Origin of the sequence: Brevefilum fermentans, from assembly GCF_900184705.1 — a bacterium.
GTDB lineage: Bacteria > Chloroflexota > Anaerolineae > Anaerolineales > Anaerolineaceae > Brevifilum > Brevifilum fermentans.
In genome coordinates this window covers 544,254-562,761 of sequence record NZ_LT859958.1, presented here as the reverse complement: position 1 = coordinate 562,761, position 18,508 = coordinate 544,254, and the positions used below count along the sequence as shown (strand labels likewise).

The following is an 18,508-nucleotide window of genomic DNA, read 5'->3' as shown; positions in this document are numbered from 1 at the left end:
CCCCATGCAACCTGACCCCCTGAATGTCATCATCCGAAAATTAAACACCCAACGCCAGGAAACCTGGCGTTATGAGGGACGTATTCTCAGCCAGGAGCCAGACAGCATCCTGGTCGAAGCCTTTTTCAACCGCCCTGACCTTCCTTTTCACGGGATTACCCTGCGGGAAAATGACCGCTATCTCGAACGTTATTACTCAAACCGCTGGTATAACATCTTCGAAATCCACGACCGGGATGATGACCAATTAAAAGGCTGGTATTGCAACGTCACCACCCCGGCGGAGATCGTTCCGGGCTATATCAGCTATGTTGACCTGGCGCTGGACCTGCTGGTGTTTCCGGATGGCGGCTACCTGGTGCTGGATCAAGACGAATTTGACGCGCTCAATCTCGATGCACACACACGCCGTCACGCCTGTCAGGCACTGGACACCTTATTGTTCATCGCCCAATCGGGCTGGTTAGGCGATACAATTGACGAGCACCGTTAATCTTGCTTGCTGATGTTCCCTAAGGCTATACGAGGTTCAAAAAGGGCAACAGGGAAAAAAGATCTAACGAGTCGGAACTGAACCATCCAGCAGCCAGTGCAATCACCACTGCCACACAACAGCAGATGAGCAGAACTGCAATGACCGCGAGAATGATCCACAGGGTCTTTTTGCTTTTCTTTTCTGGAACTGCGCTATCCACCTCTGGAAGTTCCGGGATATAGCTGATGTCTTCTGTCATTGATACCTCCAAATTGTTAAAGTGTTATGAAGTCCTGTCATCCAATTAATTAAAACCATTTGCAAATGGAATAAAGCAAAAGGGCAATGTTAAAACGCCAGCAAACACCAGGATGCTCAGGCAAATCCCAATCAAAGCCAAACCGATGTTTACCCAGCCCAATATCAAGCCCCAAGTGGCCAGCCCTTCACCGGTGAGCGCGCCGCCGCTTTGTGCAATTTCTTTCTTTGCCGAATAGCCCAGAATAATCGCCAGAATTGCGCCTAACAGGGGAAGGATAAAAAAGCTGGCAATACCCGAAATCAGGCTGATCACAGCCATTGTAGATGTCTGTTGATAAATGGGGGGTTGACTGTATCCTTGATTTGTCATTATTCGCTCCTATCAATCTGATGACTGCTTATATTATAAATGAAAATAAGCCCTGTGTCAGGTAATTCCGGCTCAGGTCGTTTTTTCAATCGATTGGTTGGCGATCCACCAGATCAGCCCGATGAGAAAGACCACCAAAATAATCGCCACAAGAATCGGGATCACCACCGAGAGCACTGAGATCGTGGTGGCAGCCACGTCTTCCAGGACGCTGACCGGCACATCTCCGGCGCCGGCTGTGGTCGCCGTGGTTATCGGGCGAACCAGCACAGATTTCGCCGCGTGCACGCCCCCGGACACCAGCAGACCGATCGCAATCGAGAGAATCGGGTTCACCTCTGTAATCGCTTGAGCGCTGACTGCAAACAGGATTGCACCAGCTGTCGGGCGAACAAAAGTCTGAATGATATCATTGATATGATTCACCGCCGGAATTTTGTCCACCAGAAATTCCACCAGTGACAGAACGATCAACAAGCCAATAATCCACCAGCTCTCTAATGCACGCCAGCTTTCAGAGAGGTTGATCAAATTGGTAAATTTCGCCAACAGCGAAACCACCAGTAAGGGGATATAAGCATTTAATCCAGCGCTGGCTGATAGCCCAAAAGCTGCAATGACATCCATCTTAACCTGCTTTCGAAGTTGATAATCGTCAATTATAACGGAAACTGATTATAAGGTAAAGCCTCCCCAGGTACCGGTCATTATAAATCGCACCACGCTGATAACCCCAATCTGGATCAACGCGATAACATAACCGCTGATCAGCGGGATTAACAACTCCCTCAGACGGTTAAAAGTGTTTTCGCGTTTGAAGATCATCACCAATACCATGCTGTACACCATCGTCAACAGCATGATCACGCTGAAGGCGCTTAATAAAGCCAGTGGATATAAAACCCACGCAATTTCCAACCACACCAGCCCCGCCAGGGCACCTGCCAGACCAACCAGAAGCAGCAGTTGTTGCCAGCTACTCACTGGCGATAGATCCCGCCACTGCCTGAACATCGTCTGAACAAAGGCAGGCCATAGAAAAGCCGCTAACGCCAACCCCATCCCCATCCCGGTGACCAGACGGGTCCAATTTTGGGTTTGATACAGAGATGGCAGCATGGGAGTCAGCATGGCAAAGGAATTAACCCCGTCCAGAACCCAGGCCAGGGCGAACAGGGCAAACACCAAGCTGGCGCCAATGGACGGCATCTTGCCTTTTTTACCCTGAACTGCCTGAAAGAGCATACCCAACAGCGCCCCCAGGAATGTACCCGAGCAGCGGGCGCATAAGGGGAACGACCGTCCATGGATGTGAAAAGAGCGTATATCGATCTGGTGGCAAACCGAATACCCCACAGCCTGGGCTTTACCCAACAGACCGCTGGGCGTCAGCGCCAACCAGGTGATCGTCAGCGCCACTGCAAAGCCGATCAAAATCCAGCGCCAGGGAGAGGACCGCCGCGGGGCTTCAGGGGCTTGTTCTTCAGTCACTTTGCTATATGTGTCCTTCCTTAACCTTCAGGAATGGTCAATTTCCGATGCGCGGTCGCCAGCCATTCGATAATTTCAATGTTCTGCGGGCAGACAGCTTCACACTCTCCACATTCGATGCAGTTATCGGCTCGCACTTCAGGTTTGGTAAAAAGGTTATAGGCTCTGTAGCCAGAGTCCCAGGCATCAAACGCGACGGCATCGTTGTAGATGGCGAAGACGCGCGGGATATCCACACCGCTTGGGCAGGGCAGGCAGTATTCGCATTGGGTGCAGGGGATTGGCTTTAATAAAACGTAGGTTTCTCGCGCCTGGCTCACCAGGGCATGGTCTTCATCGGTCAATTTTCCCACCGCTGCATCTGCTGCTAATAACAGGTTTTCTTCCACATGTTCCATCGCAGACATACCACTCAGCACCAGTGACACCTCGGGTTGATCCCACAGCCAGTTCAGCGCCCAGGCTACAGGCGACCAATCCCGCTCGCTCTGTGCCCAGATTTCTGCCACCGGCAAGGGCGGCGGGTTTACAGCAATCTGCCCGCCGCGCAGCGGTTCCATCGCCACCACCGCCATGCCCCGGTCCGCAGCTAACTTCAATCCCTTCATCCCTGCCTGGTAATCGATGTCGATATAGTTATATTGGATCTGCGCCATCGCCCAGTTGTCATATCCCCTGACAATGTTTTCGAAAACGTCATAGGTATCATGGAACGAAAAACCAAGATGATGAAACAAACCCTCAGCCATCTTTTTCTCCGCCCATGAAAAGACATCCAGCTTTTGATACTTCTCCCAGTGGTGCGCATTCATCGAATGCAATAAATACACATCCAGGTGGTCAACATCCAGCCGCTCGAGCTGGGCTTCCAGGAAGTGATCAAAATCCGCCGATGTGTCAACCAGCCAGGAGGGCAGTTTGGTCGCCAAACGAACCCGATCACGGTAACCGTCCTTCAATACCCGCCCGAGAAATCGCTCGCTCTGTTCCCGATGATAACCCCAGGCGGTGTCGATATAATTCACGCCGGCGTCGATAGCCCGCCGTATCATCGCTGTGGCGAGTGGTTCATCAATTTTGCCGCTATCACCCTCGAGAATCGGCAAACGCATGGCACCAAACCCTAAAGCGGATACATCCCAGCCCGTCGAACCAAATTTTCTAAATTGCATCATGGACCTTTCCGTTATGGTTTTCACAAACTCGATTATACCCGAAACAATATCTGCATTAATAAATCTCCGCATGGAAGACAAACTCCCCTTCAGTTTGATTGACAAACCCGCTGGTTTGTGTAATACTTGCATTATCACCAATCAGCATCGTACAGGTTCTGGTTGAGGATCTGCAATCCCACTAAAGAGGAGGTGGTGTACAATGATAGACAGTAGTTACTTATCAACGGCTGTAGCACCCCTCCTCGATAGTTTTCGATAAGGGTGCTACAGCCCAAAAAGAAAGCCGCTCGAGGTGCGAGCGGCTTTTGGGTTAACCACCACAATCAAATCCAGGAGGGCAAGCCCCCAAATCGCAAATACCCGCCAGGGAGGAGGTGACAGTTTTCTATAAAGGCTTGTAACAAAGCTCCATTGGCTATACAGATCGATTAAAGCTATAATCCCCATACTTAACCTTAAACAAGAAGTTGGTGAAAGCCTAACAATGATGCTGGAAGTAAAAACGCTGGCACAGGTCAACCAGATCATAAGCGACCATTTTGGTCATTTACGTGCATCCGGTGAAAATGTGCCCCTGGAGGCAGCCTTAGGCAGGAGGCTATACCAGGATTTGTTGTCAAAGGAATTCGTGCCGAATTTCAACCGCTCAACCGTGGATGGCTTTGCCTTGATCAGCGCCGATGCGTTTGGCAGCTCGGAAAGCATACCGGCGATATTAACGGTTGTTGGGAAATCAGCGATGGGTGAGCACAGCCAATTAACTCTGCGACGGGGCGAATGCGCCTCTGTGCCAACAGGCGGTGAACTGCCGGCGGGTGCAGACGCAATGGTCATGCTCGAACATGCCGAAGACTACGGCGATGGGACCATCGGCGTAATCAAGCCTGTTGCCCCGGGCGCCAACCTGATCTTCAAGGGCGACGACCTCAAGCCCGGTCAGGTCATCTATCAACAGGGAAAGAAAATCGATGTCGCAGATGTTGGCACCCTGGCTGCCCTGGGGTTCACCCAAGTGACCGTATACCGGGCGCCAGTCATCGGATTAATTTCCACCGGCGATGAGCTTGTAAAACCCGGCGAGCCTATCAGTACGGGACAAATTCGCGATGTGAATGAGCCCCTGCTGCAGGCAGCCTTAGAAAAATGCGGCGCAGGGGCACATGCCTTTGGTATCTGCAAGGATGATAAACCCGTCATCCGGGAAAGGATGCTTACAGCCTTAAAAACGTGCGATGGTTTGATCGTCACCGGCGGCACCTCCGTCGGCATTCAAGATGCATTGCCTGAACTGGTCTCAGAACTGGGAACTTTGCTGGTGCATGGCGTAGCAGCCAAACCCGGGAAACCGACGCTTGTGGGCGCTATCGACGAGAAACCCGTATTTGGCTTGCCCGGTAACCCGGCAGCCGCATTTTTCATGTTCCAGGTGCTTGTTAAACCCCTCCTGGAAACAATGATGGGTGGGTCAACAGGAGAAGTTCGCCTGGTGTTGCCGATCGCACGCGCGGTGCCCAGCAACCACGGACGCGAAGACCTGTTGCCCGTAAAAATAAAGGCTGGGCAGGCGCACCCGGTCATTGGTAAATCCGGGCTGATCACCACACTGGCAAACACCGATGGTTATATTCGCATTCCTCGCGACAAAGAGGGTCTGCAAAAAAATGAACATGTTGAAGTGAATCTATTTTAGGAGATAACAATGTCCTATCAATACCTGACCAATACACCCCTGGATGAAGCTGTAAAAAACTACCTCGACGCGCTCAGCGCGCAGGGACTGAACCTGGGCGACGAGCGCATCCCAACCCAGGATGCACTGGGTCGAGTGACTGCCCGGGCGGTCTACGCCCGCATCTGCGCCCCACATTATAATGCCTGCGCTATGGACGGCATCGCCCTGGACGCCCGCATCACCTTCGGCGCCACGGAAACAACACCCGTAAGACTGAAATCCTCGGATTATACCTGGGTGGACACCGGCGACCCCTTGCCAGCAGGTTGCGACGCCGTGATTATGGTGGAAGACGTTGTGGAAGAAGGTGATACCATCATCCTTTATTCTGCAGCAACGCCCTGGCAACATGTCCGACAGATCGGCGAAGATATCAGCGCTGGCGACATGATCCAGCCCTCCTTTACCATCATCACTCCTGCGGGAATGGGCGCCATGCTGGCAGGCGGCATACTGCAAATTGATGTCTTGAAAAAACCCGTCATCGGGATCATCCCCACCGGGGATGAGGTTGTGCTGCCCACCGATAACCCGGCGGAAGGCGAGGTCATCGAATTCAACTCAACGATCTTCAGTGGCATGCTCAGGGATTGGGGTTACACACCAAAAGTGTATCCCATCGTTGCTGACAAGCCTGAAGAAATCCGCCGAGCGCTTGAAATTGCCGCTGACGAATGCGATGGCGTCATCATCAATGCTGGTTCGTCAGCCGGGCGCGAAGATTTCACCGCCGCGGCTATCCGCAGCGTGGGCGAGGTTGTCCTGCATGGGATTGGAATCAAACCGGGCAAACCCGCCGTCCTGGGCATGGTCAAAGCTCCTCACAAGGATGGCGTCATCCCGGTGATCGGACTGCCCGGATATCCCGTTTCTGGCATTATCGTGATGGAACTGGTGTTCAAACCCGTCCTCAATGCATTGACAAAACAGCGCACTGAAACGCCCGCAATCGTTGAGGCTGTGCTTTCCCGCCGCCTGAACTCCTCGTTGAAATACAGAGAGTTTATCCGCACCCGGTTAGGTCTGGTGAGCGGAAAGCTCGTGGCTGTGCCCCTCAGCAGGGGAGCCGGCGTGGTGAGCTCCTTTGTGAAAGCCGACGGGATCATCGATATCCCGCAGGAGCGCGAAGGGTATGAAGCCGGCGAAAGCGTGCAGGTCAGATTGACTCACAGCATGGAAGAGATCCGTTCAATGCTGGTGGTCACCGGCAGCCATGATCCCTTGCTGGATGAGGTCGCTGATCTGATGCGGCACCGCTGGTCGGGCAGCCTGGTGGGTTCTTCCCATGTGGGCAGCATGGGCGGCATCATGGCGCTGCGCCGTTCAGAAGCACATCTGGGCGGCATTCACCTGCTGGATGAAGCCAGCGGCGCCTACAATATTCCCTATGTGCAAAAATACTTTCCCCAGGGCGGCGTTGTTCTGGTTGAATGTGTGCAACGCACCCAGGGCTTGATGGTGGCCAAGGGCAACCCGAAAAACATTCAGGGATTTGCAGACCTCGCTGAACTCGAATTCGTCAATCGCCAGAAGGGCAGCGGCACACGCATCCTCTTTGATCACCTTGCCGGGCAGGTTGGAATGAATCTCGACAGCCTGCGTGGCTATAATCGCGAAGAATTCACCCACACAGCCGTCGCCGCAGCCATCGCAGCCGGTACCGCCGATGCAGGTCTGGGAATCCTCGCCGCAGCCAAAATTTACGACCTGGACTTTATTCCGGTGGCTGATGAACAATATGACCTGTTGATCGCCGAAGAGGCACTGGAACTGGAGACAGTCCAGCAATTCCTGGAAATCCTGCAAAGCCAGGCTTTTGCTGACCGGCTGGAAAAGCTGGGTGGATACACGCTAAGGAATCCCGGAAGGATCATCAAATGGCATTAACCCATTTAAACGAGCATGGCGAAGCCTCCATGGTTGATATCAGCCATAAGCCAGCCACCCTCCGAACTGCTGAAGCCTGTGCGACGATTAAAATGAAAGCCAGCACGCTTGAAATGATCATGGACGGGTCTGCGCCCAAGGGCGATGTGCTTGCCTGTGCACGCATTGCCGGCATAATGGCTGCCAAACGCACCGCCGAGCTGATCCCGTTGTGCCACCCGATTGCATTAACGCGGGTCAGCGTGGAATTTGAGCCTGAAGGACCGGATACCATCAACATCACCGCCCGGACCGCGTGCCATCACAGCACCGGCGTTGAGATGGAAGCGCTGACCGCTGCCAGCCTGGCCGCTTTGACAATTTACGATATGTGCAAAGCGGTTGACCGTGGCATGGAGATCGTCAACATTGGGTTGCTTAAAAAAAGCGGCGGGCTATCCGGAGACTATGAAAAAGGTACACCACAAGCATGATTGACCAGTACGGGCGAAATATCAATTATTTGCGTCTTTCTGTCACAGAACGCTGCACGCTGCGCTGTGTGTATTGCCGCGCCGACGAAGGCATTTGCCCCAAAGCAGCCGAACTTTCCTGTGCGGACTTCCTGCGTATTGCCAGGGTCTGTGTCGATCTGGGCATCCGCCGCATCCGCGTCACCGGCGGTGAGCCTCTGCTGCGTAAAGATATCCTCGAGATCGTCGGCGGTTTGGGTCAGATCGAAGAACTTGTCGACCTGACAATGACCACCAACGCGCAATATTTGGCGGAACATGCCGAAGGCTTGAAAAAAGCGGGGTTAAAACGGATTAACATCAGCCTGGATTCCCTGCGCGAAGATCGGTACCGACAAATCACCGGCGGAGAGCTCAAGAACGTCCTGGAAGGCATCGACGCGGCTGTTAACGCGGATCTTTTACCGATCAAGATCAACGTGGTGCTAGTGCGCGGGGTCAACGATGATGAGGTGGATGATTTTATCGCTCTCACCAGGGATAATCCGCTTGACGTGCGAATGATCGAGCTGATGCCGGTTGGTGTTCTTGGGCAAGATGAAAGCCTGCGCATCAACAACGACGAGCTGATTGCCGCCCGGCCTTATTTACAACCCGTGGCGCCCAGTTATTCAGGTCAGCCTTCCCGCGACTACAAAATCACGGGTCACCAGGGGCGCGTTGGTTTTATCAGTCCCATATCACACAGCTTTTGTGCAGATTGCAATCGCATCAGGGTGATGAGCGATGGAATGTTGCGCCCCTGTTTGGGTAACAATGCAGAAATCTCCCTGAAGCCCGCTCTTCAGGAAGGTGATGACGCCTTACTCGAAGTCATTCGCAGCACGATCTTCAACAAGCCGATGCGACACCACTTTGAAAAGGGGTTCTCATCCGAAAAATCAATGTTAAAAATTGGAGGTTAACATGAAACCGCACGTGGTTGCTGTTAACATCAGTGAGAAAAAAGGGACGATCAAGCATCCCGTTCCGGAAATCAGCTTGAAAATCGATCATGGCATCCAGGGTGACGCCCACGCTGGAAACTGGCACAGGCAGATCAGCTTGTTGGCTCAGGAAAGCATCGACAAGATGACTGCACTGGGCGTGAAAGGCTTAACGCCTGGGATTTTTGCTGAAAATATTACCACCGCCGATATTGAACTATTTTCGTTGCCGGTGGGAACGCGCTTGCAGGTGGGCGAAGCCGAATTGGAAGTGACCCAAATTGGCAAGGAATGCCACCACCACTGCCAGGTTTACCGCCAGATTGGCATGTGCGTGATGCCTGCAGAGGGCATTTTCGCCAAAGTCATTGTTGAAGGGACTCTGCGCGCCGGTGATGAGATCAGGATTCTACCGTGATCAACGTTGCGATTTTAATTATTAGCGATAAAAGTTCTCTGGGGTTGCGCGATGATCAAACCGGCCCAGCACTGATAGAAGCGCTATCACCGCATGCCAGGGTCAGACCGGTGCAGATCATCCCGGATGAATTTAAGGCGATCAAAGCAACGCTGATTGAATTGGCCGATGCCGGGGAATACGACATTATTTTCACCAGCGGTGGAACCGGTTTATCCCCGCGTGATGTAACGCCCGAAGCCACCCTGGCTGCAATTGAGCGCCCGGTGCCGGGCATCCCTGAAGCCATGCGGACTGCCAGCCTGGAAATCACCCCCCGGGCGATGCTCTCTCGTGCGGTGGCTGGTCTGCGCGGGAAAACCCTGATCATCAACCTTCCCGGCAGCCCCAAGGCAGCCCTGGAGAACGTGCAGGTCTTCCTGCCAACCCTGGAGCACGCCGTGGAAACCCTGCGCGGTGACGCCCACGAATGTGCTGATAACACATAAATGTAAAAAAAGCTGACCGATGAGCGGCGACGGAAGACGGCGCCAAACGGATCGCTGCTGGTTCATATTTAAATACTCTCCGTACTAAATTCTAAGCTCTATACCAATAACTGCCCGCTACTAAAAAAGCTGTCTTCGGTCATCCATCCTTGTAAGCTTCAGGACCCCGAGCAAAGCGGGTGGAACCAGCCATAAAATTTGCGTGATAAACTAATCTCGTTTATAATAATTATAATTAGTATTTAAAAAATCCGCTTTCTCAAGGAGGAAACCATGTTCATCAATCGAAAGACTGAACTTGATTTATTGAAGCAATGCTATCGATCCAATCGAGCAGAACTTTTCGTCCTTTACGGTCGTCGTCGGGTTGGAAAAACAGAGTTGCTGCACGCGTTTTGCGCAGACAAACCACACATCTTTTTTATCGCCACATTAAGCAGTGATTCAGAGCAATTGGCAACCTTCTCCCAGCAAGTGTACGGTTTCACCCATGCAGAAACTCCTTCCGGATTTACATTCCCCTCCTGGGAAGCGGCATTCCAGGCGTTGGTCGACCTCCCCATGCAACCCAAGCCCATCGTCATTCTGGATGAATTCACATATTTGATCAGCGGGAACAAAGCCATTCCATCCATTGTGCAAAAGGTGTGGGATGAAAAACTCAAAAATACACAAGTCATGCTGGTGTTATGCGGTTCGTATATCGGTATGATGGAAGCAGAAGTGCTCAGTTACCAGGCGCCGCTCTACGGACGGCGAACCGCTAGCACTCTCCTGCAGCCCATGGACCTGGCTTCATCTGCATTGTTCTTCCCGAGCTATACAACCGATGAAAAATTCATCGCATGGGCGATTATTGGCGGTATGCCCTATTATTTGCGCACCTTCCAGGATAGCCAGGATGTTTTTGCCAACATTCGACAACATATTTTAGATGCGCAAAGAGGCACCTTATTCAATGAGCCGCGTTTCCTTCTTATGGAAGAATTGAGAGAACCACGTAATTATTTTTCCATTTTGAGGTCAATCGCGCAGGGTCGAACGCGTTTGAGCGAAATTACACAGGGCGCTGGTATAGGGAATGTGACAACTGTTGCACGCTATCTGGACATTCTGCAGCAATTGCGGTTGATCACCCGCCGCGTGCCAGCTACCGAAACGCAACCCGAAAAAAGTAAAAAAGGAATTTACCAAATTGATGACCATTTCTTAAGATTCTGGTTTCGTTATGTTCATCCCAATCAAAGCAGCCTTGATCTTGGATTAGCGGATGCGATCCTTCAGCAACGGATTAAGCCAGATTTGGACCATTTTATCGCTCTTGCATTTGAGGAAGCAGCGATCACGTTCACCAGCCAGTTGGCACAAGCAGGCGAATTAAATTTTTTACCTGAGCGGATCGGGGGGTGGTGGAATCGGGATGCAGAGATTGATGTTCTCGCATTCAACCTTTCTGAAAAGCTTGCTTTAGTTGGAGAGTGTAAATGGACAGTTCATCCGGTTGGTGTCAAAGTTTTGGATAATCTCAAGCAAAAAGCTGAAATCTTGATCAAGAACCATAAAATTAAGCAGGTTAAATTCGCCCTATTTTCCCGCAACGGTTTTACCGCTGAACTGGAGGATAGATCGAAAGATGAGGGAATTCGATTATTTACAGTAGATTCCCTGGTAAGCTGCCTATAAACTCCGGCATGCAATATCTCCCCCGGTTCAAAATATCCACTACCTGCTCAGCCCGTCCTCCGTCATCGGTCATCCATCTCTGTCGACGATTAACTGTCCCCCGGTGCATTTGACAGTTGTCATTTCATGATTTATAATTCCGCTGTTCTTCGACTCGGCACCCTTCGGAAATAGCCATGGGTGTACGAGCGGTAGCTTGCCGGTAAAATCCCAGCATACCGGCCAAGCTCAAGGGTATCGCCGGAAACAGCGGTGCCTCCCGTATTAGGAAAGGAGAATGAGATGAAAAAGTATTTAATTGTTTCTTGTACCTGTTTGATGCTGTTAGGCTTGATCGCCTGCACAGCAAAAACCCCACCAGCCGCAAAAATTGAAAACCCTGTGATCCGTCTCTCCACGACGACCTCGGTCAACGATTCAGGTTTGCTGCCCTACTTGCAACCCCATTTCGAAGCTGACACGGGCTATAAAATTGAGATTACCTCAGCGGGAACCGGTGCCGCCATCGAAAAGGCTCGCACGGGTGATGCAGATTGTCTGCTGGTACATGCCAAGTCTTCTGAAGAAGATTTTATCGGTGAAGGCTTTGGTGAGGAGCGCCTGCCATTTATGTTCAACTATTTTGTCATCGTCGGCCCCGAGGCTGATCCGGCAGGCATCAAGGACGCCACCACAGCGGCCGAGGCTTTTGCAGCCATCGCCAACAGCGGCTCAAAGTTTGTCAGCCGCGGTGATGAGAGCGGAACCCATGTCAAAGAACTGAAGATTTGGGAAGATGCCGGCATTGACCCGACGGAAGAGGATTGGTACATCAGTGTTGGCGCTGGCATGGGCCAGACGTTAACCGTTGCTGATGAGGAAATGGCTTATACCCTCTCTGACAAAGCGACCTTCCTTGCGCATGACGACAATCTCAAACTGCTGAAGGAAGAAGCCGAAGACATGAAAAACACCTATTCGTTAATTGCCATTACCCCCGAACGTTGGGAGGACACCAACTATGCGGGTGCCCTGGCTTTCATCGAATGGATGACTTCACCGAAAGCATTGGACCTGATTGATGCTTACGGTGTGGCAGAATATGGTGAACCTCTGTTCTTCTCCATGCGATAATTGAATATGATTAAATGAACACGGGGATGCGTTAGTCCCCGTGTTCATTACCATTAATCATATCCGTTTAAAGCCTACACAAATCAACATGATTCAAAGGGTCCTTCCACATCCCTATGGACGGATTAATTAAAGCCATCAACCTTCTTTTTGGCGAGAACCCGGAACTGCGTCAAATTATTGCGGTCACGTTGCGCATGTCACTGATCTCAACGGGTATTTCCTCCCTGTTGGGCATTCCACTGGGGGCGCTGATCGGCAGCCGAGAGTTTAAAGGAAAACACTGGGTTTTGCGCGTCACCAATACCCTGATGGGTTTGCCTCCGGTCGTTGGTGGCCTGGCGGTGTTTCTTGTGCTCTCTCGCAGCGGTCCATTAGGGACGTTAAAACTCCTCTATTCTGTTACCGCCATGGTGATTGCCCAGGTCGTTTTGATAACGCCGATTATGACCGGTCTGACCGCCACCATCATATCTATTCCTGCACCGCGCATTCGAGAGACTGCGCAAGGCGTGGGCATCTCTGCCTGGCGCCAGATGGGATTGATGGTGTATGAGTGCAAAAGTCAATTGGTCTCAACCGTACTGGTCGGATTTGGGCGAGCGATTGCCGAGGTCGGCGCTGTGCAGATCGTGGGTGGCAACGTGCAATATAAAACACGGGTGATGACAACAGCCATCATGATGCAGACCAATATGGGCAAATTCCACTTCGCCATTTCACTGGGGGTCGTTCTGCTGGTCATTTCCTTTGGAATCAATGCCCTGGTGAACTATTTGGAATCAAGGGGGAAGGCATGATCGAATTGAAGGACATCAAAAAAATCTACGATGCGCGCGTCGTACTGGATATCCCGCACCTGGTGTTCGACCTGAAAAAGCGCTACGCCCTGATTGGAGTCAACGGCAGCGGAAAAACCACGCTCTTACGCATCCTGGCAGGTGTCCTTAAACCCGATTCGGGAGAAGTGACCAGCTCCACACCCAACAACATGGGCTATATGCCGCAATCCCCTTATGCATTCCGGTTTTCGGTAGAGAAAAATGTTGCCATTGCAATGGATAAAGAACAGGTTTCTAAAGACCAGGTGTTGGAAGCGCTTAAAGCGGTGGGCATGGATCACCTTCAACACGCGTACGGCAACCAGCTTTCCGGCGGTGAGACTCAAAGGATGGCTCTGGCGCGCATGATTGTCAAACCGTGCAATTTGCTTTTATTAGATGAACCAACGGCTTCAGCAGATATCCGCGGCACAAGCCAGATAGAAAAAGCGCTCCTTAAATACGTCGATGACAACAACTGCACCCTCATCCTTTCCACTCACTCGCCTGCCCAGGCGCTGCGCCTGGTGGATGAGGTCCTGTTTCTTGACGAAGGCAGGGTGATTGAGCAGGGCTCAGCCGAAAATGTGCTGCACCATCCAAAACACCCGGTCATACAAGAATTTCTCGACCACTGGAAAATATAAGTGGTGAGTAATGGGCAATCCATTGCTGAAAGGCCCTTCCCTGATTCTTGATTCAATATTACGATTTTCTACTCACCCTTCACGATAAATTGAGGTCCCCATGCAATCTGTTATCGAACGCTTTATCCGCTACATAAAAATCGACACCCAATCGATCCACAAATCCACGACCTACCCCAGCACCGCTAAACAGCTAAACCTGGCGCGCCTGCTGGTTGACGAGCTGCAAGAGCTCGGCCTGAAGGACGCAGCCATGGACGGGTTCGGCTACGTCACCGCCACGCTGCCAGCCAACATCGATCGAACTGGCGTGCCGGTGATCGGGTTCCTGGCTCACATGGATACCAGCCCGGACCTGTCTGGGACAAACGTCAACCCGCAGTTCATCGAAGACTATGATGGGGGTGTGATCACATTAAACGCTGAAAAGGGCATCTTGATGGACCCGGAAGAATTCCCCGACCTGAAGAAATACATCGGCAAGACCCTGATTACCACTGACGGTACAACCCTGCTGGGCGCCGACGACAAAGCCGGCATCGCCGAAATCATGGCTGCCGTAGAATACCTGCTCGAGCATCCCGAGATCCCACACGGGACGATCAAAATCGGTTTCACACCCGATGAAGAGGTCGGCGCAGGGGTAGACCATTTTGACGTCGAAGCCTTTGGCGCTGATTTTGCCTACACCATTGATGGGGGTGAGATCGGCCAGGTTCAGTACGAAAACTTCAACGCCGCCGGCGCCGAGTTGACCATCCACGGGCGCAACGTGCATCCCGGCACATCCAAGCTCAAGATGCGCAACGCCCTGCTGATCGGCATGGAATTGAATGAACTTTTGCCGGTCTTTGAACGCCCTGAACACACCGAGAAATACGAGGGGTTTTACCACCTGTTCCAGTTTGGCGGATCGGTTGAGGAAGCCAGCATGACTTACATTATCCGCGATCACGACCGGGCGAGGTTTGAACAGAAAAAGACGCTCCTTGGAAAAGCCGTGGATTACATCAATGCCAAATATGGCGAAAAGATCATCGATCTCAAACTTGTAGACCAGTACTACAATATGCGCCAGCAAGTGGAGCCCCATCCGCAGATCATGGACATCGCCATTCGGGCCATCCAGGCGGTGGGTCTGACCCCCATCGTTGATCCCGTTCGCGGTGGGACGGACGGCAGCCGCCTGTCGTATATGGGCTTGCCGACTCCCAACCTCTTCACCGGCGGGCACTATGCGCATGGTAAATACGAGTTCATCCCCACCTTCGCCATGGAAAAAGCCGTTGAGGTACTGGTGAAGATCGCCGAACTGGCAGCCACGGAATAAACACGGTTTTCCATAAAGGTTAGGCGATGAATTCTCGCGAAAGAGTCAACCTGGCACTCAACCACCAGAAGCCCGACCGGGTGCCCCTGGATCTGGGCGGCAGCCCGGTGACGGGCATGCACGTCAGCTCAGTGTACAAATTACGCCAGGCTTTAGGTTTGGACCCTCCAGGAACGCCGGTAAAAGTGATCGAGCCCTACCAGATGCTGGGCGAGATCCAACCTGACCTGCTGGACGCATTGGGTGTGGATGTGGTGCCCCTGTGGGGACCAGATAGTATGTTTGGCTATGCCCTCAAGGATTGGAAACCGTGGACCTTCTTCGACGGCACGCCGGTTCTGGTGCCGGGCGGCTTTAACACCCAACCTGAACCTAACGGTGACATCCTGATGTACCCGCAGGGCAATTCGTCATTTGCCCCCAGCGGACGCATGCCTGCAGGCGGTTTTTATTTTGACGCCATCGTGCGCCAACCGCCGATCGATGATGCCCGGTTAGACCCGGCGGAAAACCTGGAGGAATTCCAGCTGGTTTCTGAGTCTGACCTGGCACATTACGAACAGGAAGCCCGGCGGCTGTTCACCGACACAGATAAGGCGATTTTTGCGAATTTTGGCGGCACCGGCTTCGGCGATATCGCCCTTGTGCCGGGTGTCCAGTTGCCCAACCCCGCAGGCATCCGCGATATGACCGAGTGGTACATGTCCACCATCACCCGGCGCGATTATATCTGGAGGGTGTTCGAAGGACAGTGCGAGATCGGGCTGGAAAACCTCAAGCACATCCACGCCAGGGTCGGCGAAAAGGTCAGCATTTTATTCGTCAGCGGTGCTGATTTTGGCGCCCAAAACGGACCATTGATTTCTCCCAAAGCCTATCGCGATCTGTTCCAACCCTTTCACAAAATCATCAACACCTGGGTGCACGAAAACACGACCTGGAAAACCTTTATCCACTCCTGTGGATCCGTGATCAAACTCTATCCCGATTTTATCGAAGCCGGTTTTGATATTCTCAACCCCGTGCAGACTTCCGCGGCGGCGATGGACCCCACCACCCTGGTCAAACAATTCGGCGAACGGGTCACCTTCTGGGGCGGCGGCGTAGATACTCAGTCCACCCTGCCCTTTGGCTCCCCGCAGGCGGTGCGCAGCCAGGTGCGAGAACGCATGCAAATTTTTGGCAGCCGGGGCGGATTTGTGTTCAACCCGATTCACAACGTGCAAGCCAACATCCCCGTGGAAAACCTGCTGGCGCTTTACCAGGCTGTCGAGGACTTTCGATAACTCACCATTCACCACTAACAATTCACGTGTGTAGATCGTCGGTCAGGGACGCTGGGGGTGAATCGGTTTAGCTGCCAGTTCTCCCAGGGATGATTTACAGCAAAACCAGGAACAGGCATACCCCCGCCAGGGCAGCGCTGAGTGTGCACAGAAAATTAACCCCATCATTGTTCAACCACGCCAGCCCGCGCTGATGCACGGTTTTTCCCCCACAGGTGTGCTGCGGGTGCTTTTCCGTCTCTTTTTGACAGGCCGGGCAGAAATAAATCGCCTGTAAGGTAGCCCCCAGCAGGGAATCGACCAGCGAACCCACCACTCCGCCCACAGCAATCGCCACCAGAGCTTTCCAGGGTGAGGCATCCAGTGCGGGCGCCCAGCCCATGCCAGTCACCCAGGCAGCCATTCCGCCCACCAGGGCAGAGCCAACCAGCGCAGCCAGTGTCCCCACCAGGCTGACCCCTCCCGAGGTACCTCGGGGCACACGCTGCAGCGTGGTCAGCAGCAGCGGCTGCCGGGGATTGAGCATGCCCAGCTCCGTCGCCCAGGTATCAGCGTTGGCTCCAGCCAGGCTGGCAGCAAACCCCACCCACAGGATCGACGCCAGTGTTCCGGCTGGGTGAACCTGCTGCAAAACAAAATACGCCAGCGCTGCCGCACCCGATACCCCGCCGTTAGCCAGCACCTGCCACACGTCACGGTTGGACCCCTTAGCAAAATCAGGTCCGGTAGCCGCTTTCCTGGCTCTAAACAGCTTCGAAAGTAGACTGGAGGACACAAAAAAGGTCAGCATGACCACAGCCCAGCCTGCGCCAGCCATGCCAAAAACTACCGTCCCCAGCACCGCCGCAGCAACGGCGCCACCCCGGTTGAGAGCCTGCACCCGATGCGCCATGTACGCCACTCCAACGCCTACAAACATCCCGATGAAAAAATTGACCATTGCTGTATCCGTTTAATTTTTGGTAATCATAACTGAAATCCCCCGTCATAACAACTGCCTGATCAAAAGATCAGCAATAAACTGCCAACCAACATCAACAGACCGGTCAACACCGATGTCCCCCACAGTATGTAGGCAGCAATTTTCAGGTCTTGACCCCGCCGATAGAGCAGCGTACCCGCCCCCAGGTTGATTATCCAGACCAAACTGTTCAACACAGGCAGCAAAAGCAGACGCTCCCCGGGCGCAGTAGTACCGGGTTCCACCCACTGGATTTCTTCCAATCCCGGGACGGCTATGGCCACTACCAGTAAGACGATCAGTCCAAGCCCCAATCCCCCCAAGACCAGCCAGCGCCCGATGGGATCCTCCCACACCCTTCCGATGAACACCTGGGGAAAAACCGATTGGGCGTCTAACGGCGTCAGGCTGCCCAGCTCGTTCATTCGCTGGAAGGTTGCCATGAATCCTCTGACGTCCTCGGGTGAGATGGCAAATATCCTGCTCGGCGTGGCCACCAGGATCATATGGCGCAGGTCTGAGCTCAGGTATTCCACCTGTCCCAGCTCAGCCATCGTGCGCCTGCCAAGGAATGCGCCAGGCCAGCGCAACCAGGGCAGGGGCAGGCGAAACCCGATCTCATTGGCAGGTCGCATCCACTCGATGGAGTTCAGGGGGATATCCTCGCGCCGCAATCCCCAGCGGATCATCAATCCCTCTCTGCGCAAGATGTAAACGGCATTGTTCAGGGCGTACAGGCGGTACCCCAGCAGCGGCAGGGGAACCAAAAGGATCAACGCAATCAACATATAGAGCAAAAAGTTCACCCCGGAAGGATCCTGTGAGGCACGGGAAAAGAAAAACCCGCCCGCGCCCACGAAAGCCAGCATCAACCCGCCCTGCAGCAGGATGCCGACTGACCGTGGGGGATAAAACGCATGATCCATGTC

The 18,508-nt window shown here is 53.0% G+C and carries 20 protein-coding genes and 1 riboswitch; of the genes, 13 read left to right on the top strand and 7 right to left on the bottom strand.

Annotation, left to right across the window (positions count from 1 at the left end; all coding sequences use genetic code 11):
* Positions 1-4: 4 nt before the first annotated feature.
* Positions 5-493: a DUF402 domain-containing protein gene (locus CFX1CAM_RS02485; protein ID WP_157891654.1), complete on the top strand. Its 489-nt coding sequence runs from the start codon at positions 5-7 to the stop codon at positions 491-493.
* 25 nt (positions 494-518) lie between these two features.
* Here the strand turns inward: CFX1CAM_RS02485 and CFX1CAM_RS02480 are convergent, their stop codons facing one another.
* The 5 genes from CFX1CAM_RS02480 to CFX1CAM_RS02460 form a co-directional block, all read right to left on the bottom strand.
* Complete coding sequence (locus CFX1CAM_RS02480; RefSeq protein ID WP_087861493.1) at positions 519-734, bottom strand: hypothetical protein; 216 nt, start codon at positions 732-734, stop codon at positions 519-521.
* A 45-nt stretch (positions 735-779) separates the two neighbouring features.
* Positions 780-1,106, bottom strand: coding sequence for a DUF4190 domain-containing protein (locus CFX1CAM_RS02475; RefSeq protein ID WP_087861492.1), 327 nt, complete (start codon positions 1,104-1,106; stop codon positions 780-782).
* A 72-nt stretch (positions 1,107-1,178) separates the two neighbouring features.
* Positions 1,179-1,733: a DUF4126 domain-containing protein gene (locus CFX1CAM_RS02470; protein ID WP_087861491.1), complete on the bottom strand. Its 555-nt coding sequence runs from the start codon at positions 1,731-1,733 to the stop codon at positions 1,179-1,181.
* Between the two features lie 48 nt (positions 1,734-1,781).
* The gene (locus tag CFX1CAM_RS02465) at positions 1,782-2,597 is read right to left on the bottom strand and encodes a DUF2085 domain-containing protein (RefSeq protein WP_087861490.1); all 816 of its coding nucleotides are present in this window, start codon (positions 2,595-2,597) and stop codon (positions 1,782-1,784) included.
* 20 nt (positions 2,598-2,617) lie between these two features.
* Positions 2,618-3,769, bottom strand: coding sequence for an aldo/keto reductase (locus CFX1CAM_RS02460; protein ID WP_087863213.1), 1,152 nt, complete (start codon positions 3,767-3,769; stop codon positions 2,618-2,620).
* Positions 3,770-4,262: 493 nt separating this feature from the next.
* On the opposite strand from CFX1CAM_RS02460, the gene CFX1CAM_RS02450 reads away from it, so the two are divergent.
* The 12 genes from CFX1CAM_RS02450 (at position 4,263) to CFX1CAM_RS02395 (ending at position 16,618) form a co-directional block, all read left to right on the top strand.
* A complete protein-coding gene (locus CFX1CAM_RS02450; RefSeq protein WP_213696290.1) occupies positions 4,263-5,465 on the top strand; it encodes a molybdopterin molybdotransferase MoeA in 1,203 nt (400 codons plus the stop codon).
* Between the two features lie 9 nt (positions 5,466-5,474).
* Positions 5,475-7,394, top strand: coding sequence for a molybdopterin biosynthesis protein (locus CFX1CAM_RS02445; protein ID WP_087861487.1), 1,920 nt, complete (start codon positions 5,475-5,477; stop codon positions 7,392-7,394).
* Positions 7,385-7,867 (top strand): cyclic pyranopterin monophosphate synthase MoaC, encoded by a 483-nt coding sequence (gene moaC / locus CFX1CAM_RS02440; RefSeq protein WP_087861486.1) that lies wholly within the window; start codon positions 7,385-7,387, stop codon positions 7,865-7,867. Before CFX1CAM_RS02445 ends, moaC begins: the two co-directional genes overlap by 10 nt.
* Complete coding sequence (moaA, locus tag CFX1CAM_RS02435; RefSeq protein WP_087861485.1) at positions 7,864-8,811, top strand: GTP 3',8-cyclase MoaA; 948 nt, start codon at positions 7,864-7,866, stop codon at positions 8,809-8,811. The genes moaC and moaA overlap by 4 nt, the downstream gene beginning before the upstream one ends.
* 1 nt (position 8,812) lies before the next feature.
* Positions 8,813-9,250 carry an MOSC domain-containing protein gene (locus CFX1CAM_RS02430; protein WP_087861484.1) on the top strand — a complete coding sequence of 146 codons (438 nt, stop codon included), beginning with the start codon at positions 8,813-8,815 and terminating at the stop codon, positions 9,248-9,250.
* On the top strand, positions 9,247-9,738 hold the full coding sequence (locus CFX1CAM_RS02425) for a MogA/MoaB family molybdenum cofactor biosynthesis protein (RefSeq protein WP_087861483.1): 492 nt from the start codon (positions 9,247-9,249) through the stop codon (positions 9,736-9,738). The genes CFX1CAM_RS02430 and CFX1CAM_RS02425 overlap by 4 nt, the downstream gene beginning before the upstream one ends.
* Positions 9,739-10,011: 273 nt before the next feature.
* Positions 10,012-11,421: an ATP-binding protein gene (locus CFX1CAM_RS02420; protein ID WP_087861482.1), complete on the top strand. Its 1,410-nt coding sequence runs from the start codon at positions 10,012-10,014 to the stop codon at positions 11,419-11,421.
* Between the two features lie 135 nt (positions 11,422-11,556).
* A riboswitch (molybdenum cofactor riboswitch) is annotated at positions 11,557-11,713 on the top strand.
* Complete coding sequence (locus CFX1CAM_RS02415; RefSeq protein WP_087861481.1) at positions 11,704-12,534, top strand: substrate-binding domain-containing protein; 831 nt, start codon at positions 11,704-11,706, stop codon at positions 12,532-12,534. Its footprint overlaps the riboswitch before it by 10 nt.
* A 116-nt stretch (positions 12,535-12,650) precedes the next feature.
* Positions 12,651-13,334 carry an ABC transporter permease gene (locus CFX1CAM_RS02410; RefSeq protein WP_197687151.1) on the top strand — a complete coding sequence of 228 codons (684 nt, stop codon included), beginning with the start codon at positions 12,651-12,653 and terminating at the stop codon, positions 13,332-13,334.
* Positions 13,331-14,002 carry an ATP-binding cassette domain-containing protein gene (locus CFX1CAM_RS02405; protein WP_087861479.1) on the top strand — a complete coding sequence of 224 codons (672 nt, stop codon included), beginning with the start codon at positions 13,331-13,333 and terminating at the stop codon, positions 14,000-14,002. Before CFX1CAM_RS02410 ends, CFX1CAM_RS02405 begins: the two co-directional genes overlap by 4 nt.
* Positions 14,003-14,102: 100 nt before the next feature.
* Positions 14,103-15,332, top strand: coding sequence for a peptidase T (gene pepT, locus CFX1CAM_RS02400; protein WP_087861478.1), 1,230 nt, complete (start codon positions 14,103-14,105; stop codon positions 15,330-15,332).
* Between the two features lie 26 nt (positions 15,333-15,358).
* Positions 15,359-16,618, top strand: coding sequence for a uroporphyrinogen decarboxylase family protein (locus CFX1CAM_RS02395; protein ID WP_087861477.1), 1,260 nt, complete (start codon positions 15,359-15,361; stop codon positions 16,616-16,618).
* Between the two features lie 94 nt (positions 16,619-16,712).
* Here the strand turns inward: CFX1CAM_RS02395 and CFX1CAM_RS02390 are convergent, their stop codons facing one another.
* Entirely contained in the window at positions 16,713-17,558 is an 846-nt protein-coding gene (locus CFX1CAM_RS02390; protein WP_087861476.1) for a DUF92 domain-containing protein, read from the bottom strand.
* Positions 17,559-17,620: 62 nt separating this feature from the next.
* The gene (locus CFX1CAM_RS02385; RefSeq protein ID WP_087861475.1) at positions 17,621-18,505 is read right to left on the bottom strand and encodes a PH domain-containing protein; all 885 of its coding nucleotides are present in this window, start codon (positions 18,503-18,505) and stop codon (positions 17,621-17,623) included.
* Positions 18,506-18,508 lie beyond the last annotated feature (3 nt).